The sequence below is a fragment of the Sphingomonas sp. S-NIH.Pt15_0812 genome, from assembly GCF_003951315.1.
Taxonomy (GTDB): Bacteria; Pseudomonadota; Alphaproteobacteria; order Sphingomonadales; family Sphingomonadaceae; genus Sphingomonas.
The window spans coordinates 39,808-48,392 of record NZ_QLJH01000025.1 but is presented as its reverse complement, the minus strand read 5'-3'; the positions used below and the strand labels follow the sequence as shown (position 1 = coordinate 48,392).

Sequence of the window (8,585 nt, the reverse complement as noted above, 5' to 3'; positions counted from 1 at the left end):
ATGGTGGTCTTGGGGGCGGGGGGCGTGGCCATGGTCCAGCGGCGTGGCGCGGCGCGTGCGGGTCGTCAAGTCGGGGCGGGAGCCTTCCGCCATGTCCGATCGTTGCCGCCGCGCCGTCGGAGCTGCCATCGTCCCTCTTCGTCCCTTGTGGAAGGACCTATTTTGGTATTAGCCCCGGCATCGATCATATCCACGGAGATTTGCGCATGGCTGACTGGTCCGCGATCGAAGCCCTTCCCACCACCACGCTGGTCGACCTGTTCGCCGAGGACCCGGACCGGCTGTCGCGCCTCAGCCTGGATGTCGCGGGCATCCATTTCGACTGGTCGAAGACGCATCTGACCGCCGAGGCGATCGCGGCGTTTGAGGCGCTGGCCAAGGCGCAGGACCTCGCCGGCAAGCGCGACGCCCTGTTCGGCGGCGCGGTGGTGAACGTGACCGAGAACCGCTCGGTCGAACACACCGCCGAGCGCGGCGAGGGCAAGGCGGAAAGCGTCGCCATCGCGCGCCAGAGCCACCAGCGGATGCGCGCGCTGATCGATGCGATCGAGGCGGAGGCGTTCGGCCCGGTGCGCAGCATCCTGCATGTCGGCATCGGCGGATCGGCGCTGGGGCCGGACCTGCTGGTCGATGCGCTGGGCCGCGAGGACAGCCGCTACGACGTCGCGATCGTCTCCAATGTCGATGGCGTCGCGTTGGAGGATGCGTTCCGCCGCTTCGATCCCGCGACCACGCTGCTGGTCGTCGCCTCCAAGACCTTCACCACCACCGAGACGATGCTGAACGCGCAGTCCGCATTGCAATGGATGATCGAGGCGGGGGTCGAGGACCCTTATGGCAAGGTGATTGCGCTGACCGCCTCGCCCGACAAGGCGGTGGAATGGGGCGTCGACGAGACCCGCATCCTGCCCTTTTCCGAAAGCGTCGGCGGGCGTTACTCGCTGTGGTCGACGATCGGCTTCCCGGCGGCGATCGCGCTCGGCTGGGACCGGTTCGAGGAATTGCTGGAGGGGGCCGCGGAGATGGACCGGCATTTCCGCCTGTCCGCGCTGCACGAGAATGCGCCGGCGATCGCGGCATTCGCCGATCTCTACTACACCCAGGTCCGCGGCGCGGAGACGCGCGCGCCCTTCGCCTATGACCAGCGGCTGCGCCTGCTGCCCAGCTATCTCCAGCAGCTGGAGATGGAATCGAACGGCAAGGGCGTGACCGTCGACGGCCGGCCGGTCGGCCGCCCGACCGCCGCCATCACCTGGGGCGGGGTCGGCACCGACGCGCAGCATGCGGTGTTCCAGCTGCTCCACCAGGGCACGCATCTGGTCCCGGTCGAGTTCCTGGCGGTGATCGAGGCGGGCGATTCGCTTGCTCCCGACCATCATCGCCAGCTCCTGCTCAACGCCTTCGCGCAGGGCGCGGCGCTGATGAAGGGCAAGCAGGTCGACGATCCGGCGCGCAGCTATTCCGGCGACCGGCCGTCCTCGACGCTGCTGCTCGACGATCTGGACGCGCGGACGCTGGGCGCGCTGATCGCCTTTTACGAGCATCGCGTGTTCGTGAACGGCGTGCTGCTCGGCATCAACAGCTTCGACCAGTTCGGCGTCGAGCTGGGCAAGGAAATGGCGAAGGCGGCGGACAAGGGCGGTCAGGACTTCGACCCCTCCACCACCGACCTGATCCGCCGCGCCGGGTTGGAAGGGTAAGACTGGTTCGTTCCCCCGATCCGTTCCCCGGCCTTTGCCGGGGAACGGATCGGTCGGAAAGCCTTGCCCCCGACCCGCCCCCGCGCCATCTCGACGGGCATAAGCGGAGATGACGATGGCGGATTTCGATTACGACCTGTTCGTGCTGGGCGCCGGGTCCGGCGGCACGCGGGCCAGCCGGGTCGCGGCGGCGCATGGCGCGCGCGTCGCGGTGGCGGAGGAGTATCGGGTCGGCGGCACCTGCGTGATCCGTGGCTGCGTGCCCAAGAAGCTGCTCGTCTATGGCGCGCATTTCGCCGAGGACCTGCGCGACGCGGCGCATTTCGGCTGGGACGTGCCGACCCCTTGCGCCTTTTCCTGGACGCGGCTGCGCGACAACGTGCTGCGCGAGGTCGACCGGATCGAGGGGGCCTATACCCAGACGCTGAACAGCAAGGGCGTGACCATCCTGCCGCAGCGAGCGGTGGTCACCGGGCCGAACAGTGTCCGGCTGGCCGATGGCAGCACGGTGACGGCCGAGCGTATCCTGGTCGCGGTCGGCGCGCATCCCGCGATCCCCGAATGCCCCGGCCACGAACATGGCATCACCTCCAACGAAGTGTTCCACCTGGACGCATTGCCGCGCCGCATCCTGATCGCGGGCGGCGGCTATATCGCCAACGAATTCGCCGGCATCTTCAACCAGCTGGGATCGCAGGTCATCCTGGCCAACCGGTCGAACGACATCCTGCGCGGCTACGACCAGCAGATCCGCGACCGGTTGCTCCAGATCGCGATGACCAAGGGCATCGATTTCCGGTTCAACGCGGCCTTCCACGGCATCGACAAGGGCGAGGATGGCTGCCTGACCGTGCATCTCGCCAACCACGACCCCGTGGTGGTCGACCAGGTGCTGTTCGCCACCGGCCGCCGCCCCAACACGCACGGATTGGGGCTGGAGAGCGCCGGCGTCGAACTGGACGAACTGGGCGCGGTGAAGGTGGACGAGGACAACCGCTCCACCTGTCCGTCGATCTTTGCGGTCGGCGACGTGACCAACCGCATCCAGTTGACCCCGGTGGCGATCCGCGAGGGCCAGGCCTTTGCCGACACCTTCTACGGCAACCAGCCGACGCGGGTGGATTATGGCTGCGTGCCCTCGGCGGTGTTCAGCCACCCGCCGATGGCCGGAGTCGGCCTGACCGAGGCGGAGGCGCGCCAGCAACTGGGGTCGGTGAAGGTCTATTCCTCCGACTTCCGCCCGATGAAGAACGTGCTGGCCGACCGCAACGAGCGCGCGCTCTACAAGATGGTGTGCGACGGCGTCACCGACCGGGTGGTCGGCATCCATATGATCGGCCCCGACGTGCCCGAGATCCTGCAGGCGGCGGCGGTCGCGGTGAAGGCGGGCCTGACCAAGGCGGATTTCGACGCCACGGTGGCGCTGCATCCGTCGATGGCGGAGGAGTTGGTGCTGCTCAAGTAAAGCTGCGGTTGCGGCGGCCGGCGCAGAGCTGGGTTGCGTTTGCCGGGCGAGCGGCCTTCAATGGGCTCCTGTTTCAGGAGACCGCCATGCGTCGTGCCGCCACCGTTTTCGCTTCCCTCGCCGCGCTGGCGCTGCTGCCCGCCGCCGCGCCCGTCCCCGCGCCGCGCGTGGGCGTGGCGAGTTTCGAGCGGCTGCCCCAGCCGCTGCCGCTGCCCTATCATGCCGGCAGCGCCAAGGCGGCGGTGGCGCAGGCGCGGACCCGCGCGATCAAGAGCCACAAGCGGTTGCTGATCGACCTGGGCGGCAATTGGTGCCTCGACTGCCGGCTGCTCGCGGGCGTGATGGAGCTGCCGCAGATGCGCCCCTTCGTGGCGAAGCATTTCGAGGTGGTGACGGTGGATGTCGGCCGGTTCGACCAGAATCTCGACATTCCGGCGCATTACGGCATCAAGGACCGGTTGAAGGGCGTGCCGGCGGTGCTGATCGTCGATCCGCGCAGCGACAAGCTGCTCAACGCCGGCCGCGAGACGGCGCTGGCGGACGCGCGCAGCCTGACTCCGCAGGCGCTCGCCGACTGGCTGGCGGGCTGGGCGGCCTGAGGGCGGTGGTCCATGCTCCGGCGATGACCGGAGCATGGACATCCAGGCGTCAGCCTATCTGCTGCGACTGGGCGCCGCTGTCCGGTCGCGCCGGGCCCAGGATCGGCTTCTCACCCAGGGGCTCGTTGCGGAACACGGTGAATTCGCCGCGGCCGTCGATCGACGGTCCGCTCGTCCAGCGCCCCTCCGGCACCGATCCGTCGACCGAGGTCGCGTAGAAATTATAGTTGTTCTGCTGATCCTCCATCTCCTGCGGGAAGCTGTTGGGAACCGGCAGATTGGCGGATGGCCCGCCCAGTTCCTCCAGCACCGCCAGCCATTGCTCCTGGTGCATCGTGTCGCGCGCGATCATATAGTGGAGCATCTTTTTCATGCCCTCGTCTTGGGTCGCGTTGAACAGGCGCACCGCCAGCACGCGGCCGGTGCTCTCCGCCGCGACGTTGCAGTACATGTCGGCCGCGATGTTGCCGCTGGCATAGATGTGGCTCATGTTGAACGGCACGCCGTCCGAATCGATCGGCATCGCTGCCAGTCCCGAGGACAGCAGGTTCTTGTGGATCATGCCCTCGACCGCGTGACGGGCGTTGCTGCCGCCCATCACCGCGCCGACGATGCCGTCGGCCGCGCCCTGTTCCTGCAATTCGGTCGGCGCCTTGTCGAGGTTGAGGGCGACGGCGGTCGCCAGCATCTCGATATGACCGATCTCCTCGGTGGCGGTGTGCAGCAGCATGTCGCGATATTTCGGGTTGGGCGAGCGATTGCCCCAGGCCTGGAAGAAATACTGCATGCAGACGCGGATCTCTCCCTCCACGCCGCCGATCGCCTGTTGCAGCAGCGTCGCGAAGGCGGGATCGGGCTTGTCCACGCGGACGGGATACTGAAGTCGGCTGTCATGATAATACATGGTGCGCTCCTGGGATGGCAGAACCCGGTCAACGCGCAAAAGCCGATTGGGTCGGCCGAAATCGCGGCGTTCCTGATCGAGATAAGTGAGGTTTTTGAAGTACTTGATCTTGCTCAATCGATGCTTTGCATGGCGGGTGCGCCAGCTCTGCCTTGCATCCTGGAATGGCTTGGTCATGATGCGCGCCGCTTTGGGGAACGGCTTTATGCGTGGACAGATATTGGGGGTGGACCGGCGGACGGGCGAGGGGCTGGTGTCGGGCGACGATGGCCGGCGCTATACCTTCCGCCCCGACGACTGGGCGCATCAGGGTGAGCCGTCGGTGGGTGCGTATGTCGACTTCGATGCCGACCAGAACCAGGCGCGTAGCATCTTCCCCGTCCCCGCAGGGCCGCAGGCCGTGGCGCATCCGGCGGGCGGGGCGATGGCGGTGCCGGGCGGGTCGCTGTCCGACCGCAACAAATATGTGGCGGCGATCCTGGCGTTCTTCTTCGGGACGCTCGGCATCCACCGCTTCTATCTGGGGCGGACGGGATCGGGGATCGCGATGCTGGTGCTGACCTGCACGATCGTCGGGCTGTTCGTGACCGGGTTGTGGGCGCTGATCGACAGCATCCGCTATCTGGTCATGTCCGATGCGGAGTTCGCGGCGCGCTATCCGCGCACGGTCTGAGACTGTACGTCCTCCAAACGCACGACGATCTCGCCGGCTTGTCGATGGAGGGGAGGGCGGCCGCGCGGCAGGCACTTCCGCGTCCCTGCGCCGCCGTCTCTTTCGCGGATTCGCGCGGATGACCATCGGAGAGGCCCTGGCCGCCCCCTCGCGAGAGAGGGCGGGGGCCGATGCGTCAAAGGGTGGAAAGGACCACCCCGACCACCAGCGCTTGTGCCGCGATCGCCAGCATCGAGCTGGTCACGGTTTCGAACATACGCATGGCTGGGTCTCCATGCCGGAGACATATCCGGCAAGGGGCATGTGGCGATCATGTCGCCCTGATGCAATTTTGCAACAAGGCATTGCGGTTGCAGCCAACGCAATCCCGGCCGGGCGATGCGCGAGACACCGCCCGGCCACTATCGGATCACGCCGCGCCGAACACTCGCGCGAAGATCGTGTCGACATGCTTCAGGTGATAGTCGAGATCGAACTTGGCCTCGATCTCGCCCGGCGACAGGGCGGCGGTCACTTCCGGATCGGCCTTGAGCAGTTCGAGCAGTGACAGTGCGCCGTCCGACTCCCACACCTTCATCGCGTTGCGCTGGACGAGGCGATAGGCATCCTCGCGGCTCACGCCCGCCTGGGTCAGCGCCAGCAGCACGCGCTGCGAATGGACAAGGCCGCCCATCCGGTCGAGATTCTTCTGCATCCGCGCCGGATAGACCAGCAGCTTGTCGACCACGCCGGTCAGGCGGGCGAGCGCGAAGTCGAGCGTGATCGTCGCGTCCGGGCCGATATAGCGCTCGACCGAGGAATGGCTGATGTCGCGCTCATGCCACAGCGCGACATTCTCCAGCGCCGGGGTGACATAGCCGCGCACCATGCGGGCCAGGCCGGTCAGGTTCTCGGTCAGCACCGGGTTGCGCTTGTGCGGCATCGCCGACGACCCCTTCTGGCCGGGCGAGAAATATTCCTCCGCCTCCAGCACTTCGGTGCGTTGCAGGTGACGCACCTCGGTCGCCAGCCGCTCGATCGAGCTGGCGATGACGCCCAGCGTCGCGAAGAACATGGCGTGGCGGTCGCGCGGAATGACCTGGGTGGAGACGGGCTCGACGGTCAGGCCCATCTTGTCGGCGACATGCGCCTCCACCGCCGGATCGATGTTGGCGAAGGTGCCGACCGCGCCGGAGATGGCGCAGGTGGCGACATCGGCGCGCGCCGCGATCAGGCGGGTGCGGTTGCGATCGAACTCCGCATAGGCCTGGGCCAGCTTGAGGCCGAAGGTGACCGGCTCGGCATGGATGCCGTGGCTGCGGCCGATCGTCGGGGTCAGCTTATGCTCATAGGCCCGGCGCTTGAGCACCGCGAGCAGCTGGTCGAGATCGGCGATCAGGATATCGGCAGCGCGGGCGAGCTGCACCGCCAGGCAGGTGTCGAGCACGTCAGAGCTGGTCATGCCCTGGTGCAGGAAGCGCGCTTCCGGCCCGGTTCGCTCGCTGACATGGGTCAGGAAGGCGATGACGTCATGCTTGGTCTCGGCCTCGATCGCGTCGATCCGCGCAACGTCGAAGGGACCGGCGGCGGCATCCGCCGCCCAGATGCGGGCGGCGGCGTCCTTGGGCACCACGCCCAGCTCGGCGAGCGCGTCGGTGGCGTGCGCCTCGATCTCGAACCAGATGCGGAAACGCGCCTCGGGCGTCCACAAGGCGGCCATGGCGGGGCGGGAATAGCGCGGAATCATGGAAATCCTCGTCGTGCAATCGGCACGGCTCGCCGCGCCCGGCACGAGAGAGTCGTGCCTTTCGCGCCGATTAGCAGCCGGGTCCCCCCTCTGTAAATCCGATGGATCGGAACCTATATTCTGGATCACCGGTTGAATGACCGGCAAACAAGTTTCCGCTGCTTCATGCAGACCGCGCCAAAATCGAACGGCGCTTTATAATGGAGGACAAGATGCTGAAATATGCGATGCTTGCTTCGGCGATGATCGTTGCTGCCCCGGTAGCCGCGCAGACTGTGCCGCAGACCACGACACCGGCGTCAAATGCCCAGGCGCAAGCCACCGCTCCGGGTGCGACCGGATCGGTTACTGGCGGTGCGGGCGTGGGCGTGCAGGCTGATCCGGCAAATGGCGCTTCGGCCGGCGTCACGGCCGATGCCGGCGCGACCGCCACGGCGGCGCAGCCGTCGCAGATCGCGCAGGTCGTCGATCAGGAGTTCGCCTCCTATGACAAGGATGGCGACGGCGCGCTGAGCAAGACCGAGTTCGCCGCTTGGATGGACAAGCTGAAGGCCTCGACGCCGGACGCCAAGCCGATGCCGGCGGCCAAGCAGACCGCCTGGAACAATGCCGCCTTCAAGCAAGCGGATGCGGACAAGTCGGCCAAGGTCGACAAGGCCGAGCTGACCGGCTTCCTGAGCGGTTCCGCCAAGGCGGGCTGATCGCGACGGACAAGCGACGACATGGCGGCCGCTGGGACTATCCCGGCGGCCGCTTTCGTTCGTCAGATCAGCCCCTGTGCCCGCAACGAGGCATGGCCGTTCGCCCCGATGATGAGATGGTCGTGCACCGCGATGTTGAGCGGCTTGCCGGCCTCCACGATCCGGCGCGTGATCTCGATATCGGCGCGGCTGGGCGAGGGATCGCCGCTGGGATGATTATGGACCAGGATGATCGCCGCCGATTGCAGTTCCAGCGCGCGGCGGATCACCTCGCGGACATGGACCGGCGCTTGGTCGACCGTGCCATGGTTCATGATCTCGTCGCGGATCAGGATGTTGCGGGTATTGAGGTGGAGGACGCGGAACAGCTCGACGCCGCGATGCGCCATGTCGGCGCGCAGATAGTCGAGCAGCGCCTGCCAATTGGCCAGCATCGGCCGGTCCGCGACCTGCGCATGGAGCAGCCGCAGCGCCGATCCTTGCGCGATGCGGATCGCGGCGGCGGCACCCTCGCCCATGCCGTCGACGCGCATCATCGCCTCCGGCTCGGCGGTGAGCAGGCCGCCGATGCCGCCGAACTCCGTCAGCAGCGCCTTGGCCAGCGGCTTGGTGTCGCGGCGGGGAATGGCGAGCGCGAGCAGATATTCGACCAGCTCGTGATCGAGCAGCCCGGCCGGATCGGCGAGCAGCCGCTGGCGCAGCCGCGCCCGGTGACCGGCATGATCGGGAAGGGGATCGGCCATGCGCCCGTCCTATCCGCCGTTCCGCCCGGATCAAGGGCCGTATACGCTTGCGCCAGATAAGCGCTTCAACTCCC

Annotated in this window: 8 protein-coding genes; 5 read left to right on the top strand and 3 right to left on the bottom strand. The window is 67.2% G+C overall.

What is annotated here, in order from left to right; genetic code table 11:
- Positions 1-206: 206 nt before the first annotated feature.
- The 3 genes from pgi (at position 207) to BRX43_RS15200 (ending at position 3,764) form a co-directional block, all read left to right on the top strand.
- On the top strand, positions 207-1,700 hold the full coding sequence (pgi, locus tag BRX43_RS15210; protein WP_125995944.1) for a glucose-6-phosphate isomerase: 1,494 nt from the start codon (positions 207-209) through the stop codon (positions 1,698-1,700).
- Between the two features lie 115 nt (positions 1,701-1,815).
- Complete coding sequence (gorA, locus tag BRX43_RS15205; RefSeq protein ID WP_125995943.1) at positions 1,816-3,165, top strand: glutathione-disulfide reductase; 1,350 nt, start codon at positions 1,816-1,818, stop codon at positions 3,163-3,165.
- An 86-nt stretch (positions 3,166-3,251) separates the two neighbouring features.
- Positions 3,252-3,764 (top strand): thioredoxin family protein, encoded by a 513-nt coding sequence (locus BRX43_RS15200; protein ID WP_125995942.1) that lies wholly within the window; start codon positions 3,252-3,254, stop codon positions 3,762-3,764.
- Positions 3,765-3,813: 49 nt separating this feature from the next.
- On the opposite strand, the gene BRX43_RS15195 is transcribed toward BRX43_RS15200, so the two are convergent.
- On the bottom strand, positions 3,814-4,668 hold the full coding sequence (locus tag BRX43_RS15195; protein ID WP_125995941.1) for a manganese catalase family protein: 855 nt from the start codon (positions 4,666-4,668) through the stop codon (positions 3,814-3,816).
- 205 nt (positions 4,669-4,873) lie between these two features.
- Here BRX43_RS15195 and BRX43_RS15190 point away from each other — a divergent pair, with 205 nt between their 5' ends.
- Positions 4,874-5,341, top strand: coding sequence for a TM2 domain-containing protein (locus BRX43_RS15190; protein WP_125995940.1), 468 nt, complete (start codon positions 4,874-4,876; stop codon positions 5,339-5,341).
- Between the two features lie 409 nt (positions 5,342-5,750).
- Here the strand turns inward: BRX43_RS15190 and purB are convergent, their stop codons facing one another.
- On the bottom strand, positions 5,751-7,067 hold the full coding sequence (gene purB / locus BRX43_RS15185; RefSeq protein ID WP_125995939.1) for an adenylosuccinate lyase: 1,317 nt from the start codon (positions 7,065-7,067) through the stop codon (positions 5,751-5,753).
- A 200-nt stretch (positions 7,068-7,267) separates the two neighbouring features.
- Here purB and BRX43_RS15180 point away from each other — a divergent pair, with 200 nt between their 5' ends.
- Positions 7,268-7,768, top strand: coding sequence for an EF-hand domain-containing protein (locus BRX43_RS15180; protein ID WP_241214982.1), 501 nt, complete (start codon positions 7,268-7,270; stop codon positions 7,766-7,768).
- 62 nt (positions 7,769-7,830) lie between these two features.
- Here BRX43_RS15180 and radC read toward each other — a convergent pair whose 3' ends face one another.
- On the bottom strand, positions 7,831-8,511 hold the full coding sequence (gene radC / locus BRX43_RS15175) for a DNA repair protein RadC (RefSeq protein WP_125995938.1): 681 nt from the start codon (positions 8,509-8,511) through the stop codon (positions 7,831-7,833).
- Between the last annotated feature and the right edge of the window lie 74 nt (positions 8,512-8,585).

Bases quoted from the DNA above. Each gene is read 5' to 3' on its own strand.
- BRX43_RS15195 (WP_125995941.1), bottom strand. From the start codon at position 4,668: ATGTATTATCATGACAGCCGACTTCAGTATCCCGTCCGCGTGGACAAG.
- pgi (WP_125995944.1), top strand. From the start codon at position 207: ATGGCTGACTGGTCCGCGATCGAAGCCCTTCCCACCACCACGCTGGTC.
- radC (WP_125995938.1), bottom strand. From the start codon at position 8,511: ATGGCCGATCCCCTTCCCGATCATGCCGGTCACCGGGCGCGGCTGCGC.
- gorA (WP_125995943.1), top strand. From the start codon at position 1,816: ATGGCGGATTTCGATTACGACCTGTTCGTGCTGGGCGCCGGGTCCGGC.
- purB (WP_125995939.1), bottom strand. From the start codon at position 7,067: ATGATTCCGCGCTATTCCCGCCCCGCCATGGCCGCCTTGTGGACGCCC.
- BRX43_RS15180 (WP_241214982.1), top strand. From the start codon at position 7,268: ATGGAGGACAAGATGCTGAAATATGCGATGCTTGCTTCGGCGATGATC.
- BRX43_RS15200 (WP_125995942.1), top strand. From the start codon at position 3,252: ATGCGTCGTGCCGCCACCGTTTTCGCTTCCCTCGCCGCGCTGGCGCTG.
- BRX43_RS15190 (WP_125995940.1), top strand. From the start codon at position 4,874: ATGCGTGGACAGATATTGGGGGTGGACCGGCGGACGGGCGAGGGGCTG.